Annotated in this window: 15 protein-coding genes and 1 pseudogene; 4 read left to right on the top strand and 12 right to left on the bottom strand. The window is 59.9% G+C overall.

From position 1 onward, the window contains the following. Positions 1-19: 19 nt before the first annotated feature. From spoT to AC30D7_RS00945, 4 genes are all read right to left on the bottom strand, one after another. Positions 20-2,125, bottom strand: coding sequence for a bifunctional GTP diphosphokinase/guanosine-3',5'-bis pyrophosphate 3'-pyrophosphohydrolase (gene spoT, locus AC30D7_RS00960; protein WP_490132691.1), 2,106 nt, complete (start codon positions 2,123-2,125; stop codon positions 20-22). 57 nt (positions 2,126-2,182) lie between these two features. Further along, entirely contained in the window at positions 2,183-2,446 is a 264-nt protein-coding gene (gene rpoZ / locus AC30D7_RS00955; RefSeq protein ID WP_008030604.1) for a DNA-directed RNA polymerase subunit omega, read from the bottom strand. A 167-nt stretch (positions 2,447-2,613) separates the two neighbouring features. After that, positions 2,614-3,234, bottom strand: a complete 621-nt coding sequence (gene gmk / locus AC30D7_RS00950; RefSeq protein ID WP_018927481.1) for a guanylate kinase — start codon at positions 3,232-3,234, stop codon at positions 2,614-2,616. Positions 3,235-3,246: 12 nt separating this feature from the next. Further along, positions 3,247-4,110 (bottom strand): YicC/YloC family endoribonuclease, encoded by an 864-nt coding sequence (locus AC30D7_RS00945; protein WP_490132690.1) that lies wholly within the window; start codon positions 4,108-4,110, stop codon positions 3,247-3,249. Between the two features lie 268 nt (positions 4,111-4,378). On the opposite strand from AC30D7_RS00945, the gene rph reads away from it, so the two are divergent. After that, positions 4,379-5,101, top strand: coding sequence for a ribonuclease PH (gene rph / locus AC30D7_RS00940; RefSeq protein WP_007934600.1), 723 nt, complete (start codon positions 4,379-4,381; stop codon positions 5,099-5,101). A 30-nt stretch (positions 5,102-5,131) separates the two neighbouring features. Then, positions 5,132-5,500, top strand: a complete 369-nt coding sequence (locus AC30D7_RS00935; RefSeq protein WP_018927483.1) for a DUF4870 domain-containing protein — start codon at positions 5,132-5,134, stop codon at positions 5,498-5,500. A 72-nt stretch (positions 5,501-5,572) separates the two neighbouring features. Here AC30D7_RS00935 and crc read toward each other — a convergent pair whose 3' ends face one another. After that, on the bottom strand, positions 5,573-6,352 hold the full coding sequence (crc, locus tag AC30D7_RS00930) for a catabolite repression control protein Crc (protein WP_007934608.1): 780 nt from the start codon (positions 6,350-6,352) through the stop codon (positions 5,573-5,575). 82 nt (positions 6,353-6,434) lie between these two features. On the opposite strand from crc, the gene pyrE reads away from it, so the two are divergent. After that, positions 6,435-7,079 carry an orotate phosphoribosyltransferase gene (gene pyrE / locus AC30D7_RS00925; RefSeq protein ID WP_490132689.1) on the top strand — a complete coding sequence of 215 codons (645 nt, stop codon included), beginning with the start codon at positions 6,435-6,437 and terminating at the stop codon, positions 7,077-7,079. 92 nt (positions 7,080-7,171) lie between these two features. Here the strand turns inward: pyrE and AC30D7_RS00920 are convergent, their stop codons facing one another. The 6 genes and pseudogenes from AC30D7_RS00920 to coaBC form a co-directional block, all read right to left on the bottom strand. Further along, entirely contained in the window at positions 7,172-7,429 is a 258-nt protein-coding gene (locus AC30D7_RS00920) for a hypothetical protein (protein ID WP_490132688.1), read from the bottom strand. A 196-nt stretch (positions 7,430-7,625) separates the two neighbouring features. Next, a complete protein-coding gene (gene argB / locus AC30D7_RS00915; RefSeq protein ID WP_018927486.1) occupies positions 7,626-8,531 on the bottom strand; it encodes an acetylglutamate kinase in 906 nt (301 codons plus the stop codon). Between the two features lie 25 nt (positions 8,532-8,556). After that, positions 8,557-9,933: pseudogene (locus tag AC30D7_RS00910) on the bottom strand (phosphomannomutase/phosphoglucomutase); the annotation flags it as partial. Positions 9,934-9,950: 17 nt separating this feature from the next. After that, the gene (locus tag AC30D7_RS00905) at positions 9,951-10,151 is read right to left on the bottom strand and encodes a hypothetical protein (RefSeq protein ID WP_490132687.1); all 201 of its coding nucleotides are present in this window, start codon (positions 10,149-10,151) and stop codon (positions 9,951-9,953) included. A gap of 65 nt (positions 10,152-10,216) precedes the next feature. Further along, positions 10,217-10,672: a dUTP diphosphatase gene (gene dut, locus AC30D7_RS00900; protein WP_105342285.1), complete on the bottom strand. Its 456-nt coding sequence runs from the start codon at positions 10,670-10,672 to the stop codon at positions 10,217-10,219. Positions 10,673-10,677: 5 nt separating this feature from the next. Beyond that, positions 10,678-11,886 (bottom strand): bifunctional phosphopantothenoylcysteine decarboxylase/phosphopantothenate--cysteine ligase CoaBC, encoded by a 1,209-nt coding sequence (coaBC, locus tag AC30D7_RS00895; RefSeq protein ID WP_019650096.1) that lies wholly within the window; start codon positions 11,884-11,886, stop codon positions 10,678-10,680. A 135-nt stretch (positions 11,887-12,021) separates the two neighbouring features. Here coaBC and radC point away from each other — a divergent pair, with 135 nt between their 5' ends. Continuing rightward, positions 12,022-12,696: a RadC family protein gene (gene radC / locus AC30D7_RS00890; protein WP_019580470.1), complete on the top strand. Its 675-nt coding sequence runs from the start codon at positions 12,022-12,024 to the stop codon at positions 12,694-12,696. 138 nt (positions 12,697-12,834) lie between these two features. Here the strand turns inward: radC and AC30D7_RS00885 are convergent, their stop codons facing one another. Further along, complete coding sequence (locus tag AC30D7_RS00885; RefSeq protein WP_490132686.1) at positions 12,835-14,421, bottom strand: ABC transporter substrate-binding protein; 1,587 nt, start codon at positions 14,419-14,421, stop codon at positions 12,835-12,837. Positions 14,422-14,461: the final 40 nt, after the last annotated feature.

The raw sequence follows: 14,461 nt of genomic DNA, 5'->3' as shown, positions 1-14,461 counted from the left end.
ACTCCTTGTGAAGGGTGGGCTACGCGCGCATGCGGGTGATGCGGATGACCCCGGTCAGGGCGCGCAGTTTCTTGATCACGCGGGCCAGGTGCACGCGGTCGTGCACGCTGACCACCAGTTGGACCACGCTGATACGACCGTCGCGTTCGTCCATGCTGATTTTTTCGATGTTGCCGTCGGCCGCGTTGACGCTGCTGGCCAGCAGGGCGATCAGGCCGCGCTGGTGTTCCAGTTCGACGCGCAGTTCGACGTTGAATTCGCCGGTGACATCCTTGGCCCACGAGAGCTGGATGCATTTTTCCGGGTTGTGGCGGATTTCGCTGATGTTGCGGCAGTTGTCCAGGTGCACCACCATCCCTTTGCCGGCGGACAGATGGCCGACTATCGGGTCGCCCGGGATCGGTGTGCAGCACTTGGCGTAACTGAGCACCAGACCCTCAGTGCCACGAATGGCCAGCGGACCTTCAGGGCTCGGCAGCTGTTCGCCTTCGCCGAGCAGGCGACGGGCGACCACGTAAGCCATGCGATTGCCCAGGCCGATGTCTTCGAGCAGGTCTTCGATCAGTTCGAGGCGGTATTCGTGGAGCATCAACTGCACGCGCTCGACCGGGATTTTTTCCAGGGAGCTGTCGAAGCCGTTGAGTACCTTGTTCAGCAGGCGTTCGCCGAGGCTGATGGATTCAGAGCGGCGTTGCAGTTTCAGCGCATGGCGGATGTGGGTCCGCGCCTTGCCGGTGACCACGAAGTTGAGCCACGCCGGGTTCGGCCGCGCGCCGGGGGCGCTGACGATCTCGACCGTGGAGCCGCTTTGCAGCGGTTCGGACAGCGGCGCGAGACGACGGTTGATCCGGCAGGCAATGCAGCTGTTGCCCACGTCGGTGTGCACCGCGTAAGCGAAGTCGACCGCCGTGGAGCCTTTGGGCAGCTCCATGATCCGGCCCTTGGGCGTGAACACGTAGACCTCGTCCGGGAACAGGTCGATCTTCACGCTCTCGATGAATTCCAGCGAGTTGCCGGCCCGCTGCTGCATTTCCAGCACGCCTTTGACCCACTGGCGGGCTCGGGCGTGAGTGCCTTTGGGCTGTTCGTCGCCGCTGGATTTGTACAGCCAATGGGCGGCGATGCCGTTGTTGGCCATCTCTTCCATTTCACGGGTGCGGATCTGGATCTCGATCGGTACACCGTGCATGCCGAACAGCGTGGTGTGCAGCGACTGGTAGCCGTTGGCCTTGGGAATCGCGATGTAATCCTTGAAGCGCCCCGGCAACGGTTTGTACAAATTATGCACAGCACCCAGCACGCGATAGCAGGTGTCGACCTTGTCGACGATGATCCGGAACGCATACACGTCCATGATCTCGTTGAAGGCCCGACGCTTGCCGCGCATTTTCTTGTAGATGCCGTAGAGGTGTTTCTGACGACCGCTGACCTCGCCCTGGATGCCGTCGATGGCCAGGCAGTGGCTGAGGGACTCTTCGATCTTGTTGACGATTTCCTTGCGGTTGCCCCGGGCGCGCTTGACCGCCTGGTTGATCCGCGCGGAACGCATCGGGTGCATGGCCTTGAAACCGAGGTCTTCGAATTCTATGCGGATGGCGTGCATGCCCAGCCGGTTGGCGATGGGCGCATAGATTTCCAGGGTTTCCTTGGCGATTCGCCGGCGCTTTTCGCCCGACAGCACTTCCAGGGTGCGCATGTTGTGCAGGCGGTCGGCCAGCTTGACCAGGATCACGCGAATGTCGCGCGCCATGGCCATGGCCATTTTCTGGAAGTTTTCGGCTTGGGCTTCGGCTTTGGTCTCGAAGTTCATCTGGGTCAGTTTGCTGACCCCATCGACCAGTTCGGCCACGGTTTCGCCGAACTGCGCTTGCAGCGCTTCTTTGGCAATACCGGTGTCTTCGATCACGTCATGCAGCATTGCGGCCATCAGGCTTTGATGGTCCATGTGCATGTCGGCAAGAATATTCGCCACCGCAAGAGGATGCGTGACGTACGCCTCACCGCTGCGGCGGCGTTGACCGTCGTGGGCTTGTTCGGCGTAGAAGTACGCTCGGCGGACCAGGTTGACCTGGTCCTTGCCGAGGTAGGTCGATAAGCGATCGGCGAGGGCGTCTATGCTCGGCATGATGACACCTGCCGTTTGCTATGACCCCGCGCCGTGCTACGTCGACCAGGCATGACCTTATACTGCCTCGTTGGACTCGTCCTCGAACGCTGCGAACAGCGGTTCATCCTGGACGATTTCCTGCTCGGCGATGAACTCGTAGCTCATCAGGCCTTCAGCGATTTCACGCAGCGCTACAACTGTAGGCTTGTCGTTTTCCCACTGAACCAGGGGCTCTTTGCCACCGGTGGCCAGTTGACGGGCACGCTTGGTAGAGAGCATGACCAGCTCAAAGCGGTTTTCCACGTGTTCTAGGCAGTCTTCAACGGTTACGCGGGCCATGGTATTCCTCGGAGCGAATGCAATATGCGCGCTGCCCGGTTGGGCGAGCGGACTGAACAGTTTAAAAAATCACCAGCGATTAGGGAAGCGCTGATTTTTTGACCAGGCTCTTCAACGCGCTATAAGCGCCAATGTAAAGCCCTTGCAGCGGTTTTGGGAAGAGCTGATTAGCCGAGCAATTCAGCCAATAATTTGCCATGACGCTGCTGCTGACGCTTCTGATGCAGCTGATTGGCGCGGAAAATTGCCTTCAGGTCGTCCAGCGCGTGGGCGAAATTGTCGTTGATGATCAGGTAATCGTAGTCGACGTAGTGGCTCATCTCGCTGACGGCTTCGCGCATCCGGCCTTCGATGATCTCGTCGCTGTCCTGGCCGCGATTGGTCAGGCGCTGGTGCAGTGCCTCCAGGGACGGCGGCAGAATGAAGATCGAGCGGGCCTGGGGCATCAACTTGCGCACTTGCTCTGCACCCTGCCAGTCAATTTCCAGAATCAGGTCGTGGCCTTCGTCCAGCGTCTGCTGCAGGTGGCTTTGCGAAGTGCCATAGAGATTGCCGAACACTTCGGCGCGCTCGAGGAAATCTCCGTGCTCGATCATCTTCACGAACTCGCTGCGTTCGACGAAGTGATAGTTCACACCGTTCACTTCACCGGGGCGCATGGCGCGGGTGGTGTGGGAGACCGAGACGCGGATCTCCTGGTCAGCGTCGGTCAGGGCTTTGACCAAGCTGCTCTTGCCCGCACCCGAAGGGGCGGAAATGATGTACAGGGTGCCGGTACTGTGGGTCATGTCAGGTTTGCCTTACTCAATATTCTGCACTTGTTCGCGCATCTGCTCGATCAACACTTTGAGGTTGACCGCCGCTTGGGTGCTGCGCGGGTCGAAGGCTTTGGAGCCCAGTGTGTTGGCTTCGCGGTTGAGCTCCTGCATCAGGAAGTCCAGGCGCCGACCGGCAGCGCCGCCGGATTTGAGCACCCGGCGAACTTCGATGATGTGAGTGCTCAGGCGATCCAGTTCTTCGGCGACGTCGCTCTTTTGCGCGAGCATGACCATTTCCTGCTCCAGGCGCTGTGGGTCGAGGTCGGCTTTCATGTCGATGAAGCGGTCGAGGACTTTCTGACGCTGGGTGGCGAGCATCTGCGGGACCAGTTCACGCAGGATCACCACATCTTTTTCAATGGACGTCAGGCGCTCGTTGATCAACCGCGCCAGCTCCGCGCCTTCGCGCTCGCGACCGGCCTTGAGTTCTTTCAGGCCCTGGTTGAACAGCGCCATGGCTTCGGCATTCAGCGCTTGCGGGTCGGCGGCATCGGCCACCAGCACGCCGGGCCAGGCCAGGACTTCCAGCGGGTTCAATGCGGCGGGGTTCTTGATCAGGCTGGCGACGATCTCGGCAGCGGCGACCAGTTGCGCGGCGCGCTCGCGGTCCACTTGCAGCGGTTTACCAGTGCTTTCTTCGGTGAAACGCAAGGTGCATTCGAGTTTGCCCCGGGACAATTCCTGGCGCAGGGCTTCGCGGACCGCGCCCTCGAGGTCGCGGAAAGATTCCGGCAGACGCAGGTGGGGTTCCAGGTAGCGGCTGTTGACCGAGCGCAGCTCCCAACTCAGGGTGCCCTGGACGCCGGCTTTCTCGACGCGGGCGAAGGCGGTCATGCTGTGCACCATGGAGGTACCTCGCAATGCAGGTCGGCGCGTAACCCATGGTTCGCGGACCCGCTATCTGTGAATTAAAGCCGACAGGCAGCAAAGGCGCAGGATTGTAGCGCAGTGGGGCGGGTGCGCCCAATCACACGCTGTGACAATGAGCTGCAGGCCGTCGGCTACGCTCTATTCAGGGGCTTCGATCGTCGGGCGATTTTTTTAGAAGTGCCCACTCGCGCCCCACGGCTCTATAATGCTCGGCAGTTTTCCGTCCCCCGTACAGGTAATCCCTATGAAACGTCCAAGTGGTCGCGCTGCCGATCAGCTCCGCTCGATCCGCATTACCCGCAACTACACCAAACACGCCGAGGGATCTGTACTGGTCGAGTTCGGTGATACCAAGGTCATTTGCACCGTCAGCGTCGAGAACGGCGTGCCGCGTTTCCTGAAAGGTCAGGGCCAGGGCTGGTTGACCGCTGAATACGGCATGCTGCCGCGCGCCACCGGCGAACGTAATCAGCGTGAAGCGAGCCGCGGCAAGCAGGGTGGCCGCACTCTGGAAATCCAGCGTTTGATCGGTCGTTCCCTGCGCGCTGCGCTGGACATGTCCAAGCTGGGCGACGTCACCCTGTACGTCGACTGCGACGTGATCCAGGCTGACGGCGGCACCCGCACCGCCTCCATCACCGGTGCCATGGTTGCACTGGTCGATGCCTTGAAAGTGATCAAGAAGCGTGGCGGCCTCAAAGGTGGCGACCCGCTCAAGCAAATGATCGCTGCCGTTTCGGTGGGCATGTATCAGGGCGAGCCTGTGCTTGACCTCGACTACCTGGAAGACTCGGCTGCCGAGACTGACCTCAACGTGGTGATGACCAGCACTGGTGGTTTCATCGAAGTCCAGGGTACTGCCGAAGGCGCGCCGTTCCAGCCGGAAGAGCTGAACGCGATGCTGGCACTGGCGAAGAAAGGCATGATCGAGATTTTCGAACTGCAGAAGGCTGCATTGGCTGACTGATTGTTTTGATGCCCGGCAAAGGAGAGCGCCATGAGTGATGAACAGCAGTTACTTCCCACCCCGAGCTCCGAGGCTCGCCAGTGGGCGATGTTTTGTCACCTCTCGGCGTTTCTCGGTGTCTGGTTTCCGTTCGGTCACCTGATCGGGCCGCTGATACTCTGGCAGTGGAAGCGTGAAGCCGACCCGTTCATCGATGCCCAAGGCAAAGAAGCGCTGAACTTTCAGATCACCGTGGCACTGGTCTCGGGCATCTGTTACGTGCTGATGCTGGTGTTGATCGGTTTTGCGCTGCTGCCGCTGGTCCTGATCGGGGCGATGGTGCTGTGCATCATTGCCGGGCTCAAGGCTAATGACGGGGTGCCTTACCGCTATCCCTTCACCTGGCGGTTGATCAAATAACAGGCAGTAAAAATCAGCGCGCACAAAAAAGCCGACAGCGATGTCGGCTTTTTTGCATCTGCGAAAAGACGCTTAGATGGTCAGCGTCCAGTCGTAGTCCACGATCAGCGGTGCGTGCTGCGAGAACCGTGGCTGACGCGGCAGACGTGCGCTGCGTACGAAGCGGCGCAGGCCGGGAGTCAGCAACTGGTAGTCGAAACGCCAGCCCAGGTTGAGCATTTCCGCCTGCTCGTTGTCCGGCCACCAGCTGTACTGGTCACCTTCGCGGCTGACTTCCCGCAGGGCGTCGACATAACCCATGTTGCCCACAATCTCGTCCATCCAGGCACGCTCAGGCGCCAGGAAGCCCGGGGATTGCTGGCTGTCGCGCCAGTTCTTGATATCCAGCTTCTGTTGCGCCACGTACAGCGAGCCACAATAAATGTACTCGCGACGTTTGCGCCGCTGTTTATCCAGATAACGGGCGAAGTCGTCCATTAGCTTGAACTTCTGGTTCAAGTCTTCATCGCCATTCTGCCCCGAAGGGAGCAGCAAGGTCGCGATGCTGACCTTGTCGAAATCGGCTTGCAGGTAGCGCCCGTAGCGGTCGGCCGTCTCGAAGCCGAGACCGCTGATGACAGCCTTCGGTTGCAACCGCGAGTACAAAGCCACGCCACCTTGGGCGGGAACTTCGGCTTCGCAGGCATAAAGGAAGTAGCCATCCAGTTGGAAGGCTGGATCGTCCAGTTCAAAGGCGGAGGCGCGGGTGTCCTGCAGGCAGATGACGTCGGCATTCTGTGCTTGCAGCCAACTGAGCAAACCACGCTCGACTGCAGCCTGAATACCATTGACGTTCACACTGATGATCCGCATAAGTGGCCCCAAAAATCGCGTGCGGGTATGATACACGGCGTCTACCTAATTAGCTAAATCCGTGGTATTTGGGGTTTTTTTCATGCAAGCGTATCAACGCGATTTCATTCGTTTTGCCATCGATCGCGGCGTTTTGCGCTTCGGTGAGTTCACCCTGAAGTCCGGGCGCACCAGTCCATACTTCTTCAATGCCGGCCTGTTCAACTCAGGCAAAGCCCTGGCGCAGCTGGGTCGTTTCTACGCGGCAGCCATCGTCGAGAGCGGTATTCCCTTCGACGTGCTGTTCGGCCCGGCCTACAAAGGCATCCCGTTGGCGGCCACTACCGCCGTGGCGTTGGCCGAACATCACGACCGTGACCTGCCATGGTGCTTCAACCGCAAGGAAGCCAAGGCCCATGGCGAAGGCGGCAGCCTGGTCGGCGCGCCATTGACCGGTGACGTGCTGATCATCGACGACGTGATCACTGCTGGCACCGCCATCCGCGAAGTGATGCAGATCATCGCTTCCCAGGACGGCGCCAAAGCTGCCGGTGTGCTGATCGCCCTGAACCGTCAGGAGCGTGGCAACGGTGAGTTGTCGGCCATCCAGGAAGTGGAACGTGACTTCGGCATTCCGGTGATCAGCATCGTTTCGCTGAACCAGGTGCTGGAGTTCCTGGCTGACGATCCGCAGCTCAAGCAACATTTGCCTGCGGTTGAAGCCTACCGCGCCCAGTTCGGCGTGTAACCACGCTTCCACAGGGATCGCAGGCAGCAAAAGACCCCGCTCAGCAAGCTGAGCGGGGTCTTTTGTTTATGTATGGCCCAGTCTCCTCAGGATTATTCTTTACTGGTGCTGAATGTCTCGGCTTTTTTGATCCCGGTGGGTTTATTGGTTTTCTCCGGATACGGATCAGCTACAGCATCGCCCTGCCCGGTAAGAATTCTCCAGCCATGACGGGTGTGCGCGGTTTTGCGGAGTTGTGGGCAGGGTGGCATCGATGTTTTGCCCTGATTCGAGTATTCGTGACCGCAATCGACGCAGGCGTAGGTGCCAGGTGAAACATCGCTGCCGTAAGGGACGTAGTCTTTTTGCATGGGTAGACCTCCTGTGGATTCAGAGAAGATCCTATGCAGATGGCTTCCTTGGTGATGTCGGACGTTTCGCCCAATCAGGTCAGGCATTTCCGGCGCGCATAAAAAAGATCGCAGACTTCGTCAGCTCCTACAGGTTTTTCGTACATCCGAAATCCGTAGGTGCTGCCGAAGGCTGCGATCTTTTTAAGGTTTTGAATCAGGGACGCTTGCGATTGCTGATCAACGTACCCACACCGGTGTCGGTGAAGATTTCCAGCAGAATTGCATTCGGCACCCGACCGTCAATGATCAACGAGCTACCCACGCCGCCCTGTACCGCTTCCAGCGCGCAACGGATCTTCGGCAGCATGCCGCCGTAGATGGTGCCATCGGCGATCAGATCGTCGACTTGCTGGGTGCTCAGGCCGGTCAACACCTTGCCCGACTTGTCCATCAGGCCGGCGATGTTGGTTAGCAGCATCAGCTTTTCAGCTTTCAGTGCCTCAGCCACTTTACCGGCCACCAGATCGGCGTTGATGTTGTACGACTCGCCGTTGGCACCGACGCCGATCGGCGCGATCACCGGAATGAAATCGCCTTTGACCAGCAGGTTCAGCAGGTCGGTGTTGATGCCGACCACTTCGCCGACGTGGCCGATGTCGATGATTTCCGGCTGGGTCATCTCCGGGGTCTGGCGGGTGACGGTGAGCTTCTTCGCGCGAATCAGCTCGGCGTCTTTACCGGTCAGGCCGATGGCGCTGCCGCCGTGACGGTTGATCAGGTTGACGATGTCCTTGTTGACCTGGCCGCCGAGGACCATTTCCACCACGTCCATGGTCGCGGCGTCGGTGACGCGCATGCCATCGACAAAGTGGCTCTCGATCGAGAGTCGCTTGAGCAGGTCGCCGATTTGCGGGCCGCCGCCGTGAACCACCACCGGGTTGATGCCGACGGCTTTCATCAGCACGATGTCACGGGCGAAGCCGGTTTTCAGCTCCTCGCTTTCCATCGCGTTGCCGCCGTATTTGATCACCAGCGTCTTGCCGACATAGCGGCGAATGTAAGGCAGCGCTTCGGACAGGACCTTGGCGGTGTTGGCGGCGGCTTCGCGTTCGAGGGTCATTCAGGGCTCCGGGTGCTTCAATAGATCAAAACGGTAGTTGGAGATCAGGTGCAACGCGCTTCAGCTGGACGTGGAATACATCCTTGATGCGCTGCAATTCAGCCTCGTCATCGGCCTCGAAGCGCAGCACCAGCACCGGTGTGGTGTTGGAGGCGCGAACCAGGCCCCAGCCTTTGGCATAGTCGACTCGCACGCCGTCAATGGTGGTCAGGTCGGCGCCTTCACCCCACTGTGCGTCGTGCAGTGCATCAATGATGCTGAATTTGCTCTCTTCGGTCACATGGATATTGATTTCAGGCGTAGAAATATCGTTCGGGAAGGTCGCGAACAACTCTTCCGCGGTGGATTTTTCCTTGCTGAGGATCTCCAGCAAGCGTGCGGCGCTGTAGATACCGTCGTCGAAACCGAACCAGCGCTCCTTGAAGAAGATGTGCCCGCTCATTTCGCCGGCCAACAGTGCGCCGGATTGTTTCATTTTCTTTTTGATCAGCGAGTGACCTGTTTTCCACATCAGCGGACGACCGCCATATTCCTTGATCAGCGGGATCAGGCGGCGGGTGCATTTGACGTCGAAGATGATTTCCGCGTCGGGGTTGCGTGCTACCACATCTTTGGCGAACAGCATCAGCAGGCGGTCCGGGAACACAACGCTGCCGGTGTTGGTGACCACGCCTACGCGGTCGCCATCGCCGTCGAAGGCCAGGCCCAGGTCAGCGTTGGTTTCCTTGACCTTGGCGATCAGGTCTACCAGGTTTTCCAGCTTGCCCGGATCCGGGTGATGGTTCGGGAAGTTGCCATCGACATCGCAGAACAGCGGGATGACTTCGCAGTTCAGGGCTTCGATCAGTTGCGGGGCAATCACGCCGGCCGCGCCGTTACCGCAATCGACCACCACTTTCAGGCGGCGGGCGAGTTTGATGTCCTGGACGATTTCGGTGTTGTAGCGATCGAGGATCTCGACCTTGGTGATGCTGCCCTTGCCGCTGCTCAGGTTGTTGGTCTTGAGGCGGTCGTGCAGAGCCTGAATCTGTTCGTTGGCCAGGGTATCGCCGGCAATGACGATCTTGAAGCCGTTGTAGTTCGACGGGTTGTGGCTGCCGGTGAGCATCACCCCGGATTTGCCGGCCAGTACGTTGGCGGCGTAGTACAGCGCTGGCGTTGGCACCAGGCCGACGTCGCTGACGTGGCAACCGCTGTCGGCCAGACCCTGAATCAGTTGTTCCACCAGTTCCGGGCCGGACAGGCGACCGTCGCGGCCGACGGATACATTGGGTTCGCCCTGGGCCAGACTCTGGGAGCCAATGGCACGACCGAGCCAATAAGCGGTTTCAGCGTTCAAGAATTCCGGGACGGTGCCACGAATGTCGTAGGCGCGGAAGATGCTGTCGGGGAACTTGGGTGCGACTTGGGCTGGGGTGCTCATCTGTAGGAATGCTCCATCTTGAAAGTGGCTGGACCTGCCGGCGAAAAACTCGTCGGCAGGCTCAAACTGAAGGGTATGACGGTGTTTTCCACCGAGAGTTCGTGGTGTGAAAAGGCCATGCCATCAACATCGGCGAGCAATTGGCCGGCCGATGCCTTGATTTCCAGTGGTAAACCTTCCAGATGACGTCTGTGCAATTTTCATCCTTAAAATGCAGAGGGCAGGTCAGGCCAGGCAGTGCTCCCAGCCTGAATGCCGATGATCAGTGGCTGCCGGAGTGGCCGAACCCGCCGGTGCCGCGCTGGGTTTCGACGAACTCTTCGACCATTTCAAAATGCGCTTGAACCACCGGTACCAGCACCAATTGGGCCAGGCGTTCGCCAACGACGATGTTGAAATCGGTCTGGCCACGGTTCCAGCACGACACCATTAGCGGGCCCTGGTAATCGGAGTCGATCAGGCCGACCAGGTTGCCCAGCACGATGCCGTGCTTATGGCCCAGGCCCGAGCGCGGCAGAATCAACGCCGCCAGGCCCGGATCGCCGATGTACACCGACAGGCCGGTAGGGATCAGCAGAGTCTCGCCCGGCTTGATGACAGTGTCTTTTTCCAGCATGGCGCGCAGGTCGAGGCCGGCGGAGCCGGGCGTGGCGTACTGCGGCAGCGGAAATTCGCTACCGATGCGTGGGTCGAGGATCTTGGCTTGCAAAGCGTGCATGTAAATTAAACCTGGTTCAGACGTTCGGCGATAAAAGTGATCAGCTGGCGGGCAATCTTGCCTTTGCTGGTCTGGGCAAAAATAGTGGCGTGCAATTCCCGGTCGATCACGCTGCAGGCGTTTTCTTCGCTGTTGAAGCCAATACTCGGGTTGGCGACGTCGTTGGCGACGATCAGATCGAGGTTCTTGTCTTTCAGCTTGCGGGCAGCGTAGTCGAGCAGGTGTTCGGTTTCGGCGGCAAAGCCGACACTGAACGGACGGTCGGGGCGGGTGGCGATGGTGGCCAGGATATCCGGGTTGCGCACCATTTGTAGCAACAAGCCGTCGCCGCTTGTAGGGTCTTTCTTGAGTTTCTGTGGGGCCACGACTTCCGGACGGTAATCCGCGACCGCTGCCGAGGCGATGAACAGGTCGCAAGGAATCGCGGCTTCACAAGCGGCGAGCATGTCCCGGGCACTGACTACGTCGATGCGCGTGACGCGATCCGGGGTCGGCAGGTGCACGGGGCCGGTGATCAGGGTCACGCGGGCGCCGGCTTCTACCGCGGCTTCGGCCAGGGCAAAGCCCATTTTGCCGGAGCTGTGGTTGGTGATGTAGCGCACCGGGTCGATGTTTTCCTGGGTCGGGCCGGCGGTGATCAGCACGTGTTTACCGGTCAGCGCCTGACGCTGGAAGCAGTCTGCCGCGCACTGGGCGAGGTCGGTGGCTTCGAGCATGCGGCCCATGCCGACGTCGCCGCAGGCCTGGCTACCGGAGGCCGGGCCGAAGACTTTGAAGTCGCGGCTTTCGAGGGTTTGCAGGTTGGCCTGGGTCGCCGGGTCGCGCCACATGGCCTGATTCATCGCCGGCGCCACGGCGACTACCGCGTCGGTGGCCAGCACCAGCGTGGTCAGCAGGTCGTCGGCAATGCCTTGGGCCAGGCGAGCGATCAGGTCCGCGGTGGCGGGTGCGATCAATACCAGGTCGGCCCATTTGGCCAGTTCGATGTGGCCCATGGCGGCTTCGGCCGCCGGGTCCAGCAGGTCCAGATGGACCGGATGCCCGGACAGGGCCTGCATGGTCAGCGGGGTAATGAATTCACTGCCGCCACGGGTCATGACCACGCGCACTTCGGCGCCCTGGTCGATCAGGCGGCGAACCAGCTCGGCGCTCTTGTAGGCAGCGATGCCGCCGCCGACGCCCAGAACGATGCGTTTCCGATACAGCCGCTGCATAGGTCTGCCTTTCATTTCGTTGATGACTGCATGGCGATACCCCCTCCCCAGGGGTGAAATCGCCCGCAAAAAAGATGGGCTACGATATCACAGCGACCGCTACGGAACAGCGGCGCCCACAGACATGGAGGTGTTATGAGCATTCGCGATTGGCCAGCGGCGGAGCGACCGCGGGAGAGGTTACTTGAGTTGGGTTCGGCGAGTCTTTCGGACGCCGAGTTGCTGGCGATTTTTTTACGTACCGGTGTATCGGGTAAAAGTGCAGTAGATCTGGCGCGACATCTGTTGAGTCAGTTTGGCAGCCTGCGTTCACTGCTCGAAGCCGATCAGGCTGCGTTCAGCAGGCAATTGGGGCTCGGGCCAGCAAAATTCGCTCAGTTGCAAGCGGCACAGGAAATGGGCAGGCGGCATTTGGCCGAGCGTGCACGCCAGAAGTCGGCGCTGGAAAATCCGCAGGCGGTTCGTGATTACCTGAAGTCGATGCTGCGCCACGAGCCTCATGAGGTGTTCGGGTGTCTTTTTTTGGATTCCAAGCATCAAGTGCTGACCTTTGAGGTGCTGTTTCGTGGCTCTATCGACAGCACCAGTGTCTATCCAAGGCAAGTGGTTAAACGCGCTTTAGCCCACAACGCCGCAGCGTTGATCCTCTGCCACAACCATCCGTCGGGTAACTCCAACCCCAGTCAAGCCGATCGAATGCTGACCAAGCGCCTGCAAGAGGCACTGGACCTGATCGATGTGCGGGTGCTCGACCATTTCATTGTCGGTGATGGCGATCCGTTGTCGATGGCTGAGTATGGGTGGATGTGAGCGAGGGATACGGAGCTAAGTAAGTCCCTGTGGGAGCGGGCTTGCCCGCGATGACGTCGGCAAATTCAACATGGTTGTCGCCTGAAAGTCCGCTATCGCGGGCAAGCCCGCTCCCACAGGGTTTTTTGTCGGGTCGGATTACTTGAGGTTAACCTTCGAGTAGTCCTGCCGGCCAAACGGGCTGACCCGATAACCCTCTACGTCTTTGCGTGTCAGGGCGAAGGCCGTCGGGTGAGCCAGTGGCAGCCACAACGCCTGTTGCTGGATCTGCGCCTGGGCCTGTTCATAGAGCTTGGTGCGCACACCTTGCTCGCCAGTGGTTTTGCCGGCGCTGATCAGTTTGTCCAGGTCCTGGTTGCAGTAGCGGGCGAAGTTGGTGCCGGATTTGATCGCCGCGCAGGAAAACTGCGGCGTGAGGAAGTTGTCCGGGTCACCATTGTCGCCGGCCCAGCCCATGAACAGCAGGTCATGTTCGCCGGCCTTGGCGCGACGAATCAGCTCGCCCCATTCGATCACGCGGATCTCGGCCTGAATGCCGATTTCCGCCAGGTCCGACTGAAGCAATTGTGCGCCGAGGCTTGGATTGGGATTCAGAAGGCTGCCGGAAGGGCGGGTCCAGATGGTGGTCTGGAAGCCATTTTTGAGCCCGGCCTTGGCCATCAGTGCCCGGGCTTTCTCGACATCATGAGGGTAGCCCGGCAGGTTTTTGGCATAGCTCCAGGTATTGGGCGGGTAGGGCCCATTGGCAGGCTCGGCGGTGTCTTCGAACACGGCCTTGAGGTAGTTAGTTTTGTCGAACGCCAGGTTGATTGCCTGGCGCACTTCCGGCTTGTCCAGCGGCGGATGCTGGCTGTTGATGCCGACGAATGCGGTCATGAACGCGTCAGTCTTTTCCACCTTCAGGGTCGGTTCCTGCTTCGCAGCCTGTACGTCCAGCGGTTTCGGCGACAGGGCAATCTGGCACTCGTTGCGGCGCAATTTCTGCAGGCGCACGTTGGCATCCGGAGTGATTGCGAAGATCAACGGGTCTACCGATGGCTTGCCCTGGAAGTAGTCGCGGTTGGCCTTGTAGCGAATCGACGCATCTTTCTGGAAGCGCGTGAAGATGAACGGGCCGCTGCCGATCGGCTGGCTATTGAGCTTCTCCGGAGTGCCGGCCTTCATCAGTTGGTCGGCGTACTCGGCCGAATAGATCGAGGCGAAGCCCATGCTCAGGGTCGGCAGGAACGTCGAGTCCGGGTGATCGAGGGTGAAGCGAATGGTCAGCGGGTCTAGTGCGTCGATCTTCTTGATCAGCGTCGGTAACTGCATCGATTGAGCGTGTGGGAAACCACTCTGGGCTACTTTGTGCCACGGGTTCGCCGGGTCGAGCATGCGGTCGAAGCTGAACTTGACGTCTTCGGCGGTCAGGTCGCGCGTCGGGCTGAAGTACTCGGTGTGGTGAAATTTCACCTGCGGGTGCAATTTGAAAACGTAAGTCAGGCCGTCCGGCGTAACTTCCCAGCTGTCCGCGAGGCTGGCGACCACCTTGCCGCTGACGGTATCGAAGTCCACCAGGCGGTTCATCAGCACATCGGCCGAGGCATTGGTGGTGGTCAACGAGTTGTATTGCACCACATCGAACCCTTCCGGGCTGGCCTCGGTGCAGACGCTCAGGGCGGCTGCATGGGCCAGGGGGCTCAGTAGAAGCGGTGCGAGCAGCAGCGGTAGGGCAGCGAGGCGCATGGTTGGATTCCTTTACAGATGAAGGCCCATCTGCAAGTGC

Source organism: Pseudomonas sp. DF5, assembly GCF_058148225.1.
The sequence above is the reverse complement of the archived record's forward strand: the minus strand, read 5'-3'. Positions and strand labels throughout refer to the sequence as shown.

Coding starts and splice junctions, on each gene's coding strand:
- spoT (WP_490132691.1), bottom strand. CDS start 2,125: ATGCCGAGCATAGACGCCCTCGCCGATCGCTTATCGACCTACCTCGGC.
- rpoZ (WP_008030604.1), bottom strand. CDS start 2,446: ATGGCCCGCGTAACCGTTGAAGACTGCCTAGAACACGTGGAAAACCGC.
- gmk (WP_018927481.1), bottom strand. CDS start 3,234: ATGACCCACAGTACCGGCACCCTGTACATCATTTCCGCCCCTTCGGGT.
- AC30D7_RS00945 (WP_490132690.1), bottom strand. CDS start 4,110: ATGGTGCACAGCATGACCGCCTTCGCCCGCGTCGAGAAAGCCGGCGTC.
- rph (WP_007934600.1), top strand. CDS start 4,379: ATGAAACGTCCAAGTGGTCGCGCTGCCGATCAGCTCCGCTCGATCCGC.
- AC30D7_RS00935 (WP_018927483.1), top strand. CDS start 5,132: ATGAGTGATGAACAGCAGTTACTTCCCACCCCGAGCTCCGAGGCTCGC.
- crc (WP_007934608.1), bottom strand. CDS start 6,352: ATGCGGATCATCAGTGTGAACGTCAATGGTATTCAGGCTGCAGTCGAG.
- pyrE (WP_490132689.1), top strand. CDS start 6,435: ATGCAAGCGTATCAACGCGATTTCATTCGTTTTGCCATCGATCGCGGC.
- AC30D7_RS00920 (WP_490132688.1), bottom strand. CDS start 7,429: ATGCAAAAAGACTACGTCCCTTACGGCAGCGATGTTTCACCTGGCACC.
- argB (WP_018927486.1), bottom strand. CDS start 8,531: ATGACCCTCGAACGCGAAGCCGCCGCCAACACCGCCAAGGTCCTGTCC.
- dut (WP_105342285.1), bottom strand. CDS start 10,672: ATGCACGCTTTGCAAGCCAAGATCCTCGACCCACGCATCGGTAGCGAA.
- coaBC (WP_019650096.1), bottom strand. CDS start 11,886: ATGCAGCGGCTGTATCGGAAACGCATCGTTCTGGGCGTCGGCGGCGGC.
- radC (WP_019580470.1), top strand. CDS start 12,022: ATGAGCATTCGCGATTGGCCAGCGGCGGAGCGACCGCGGGAGAGGTTA.
- AC30D7_RS00885 (WP_490132686.1), bottom strand. CDS start 14,421: ATGCGCCTCGCTGCCCTACCGCTGCTGCTCGCACCGCTTCTACTGAGC.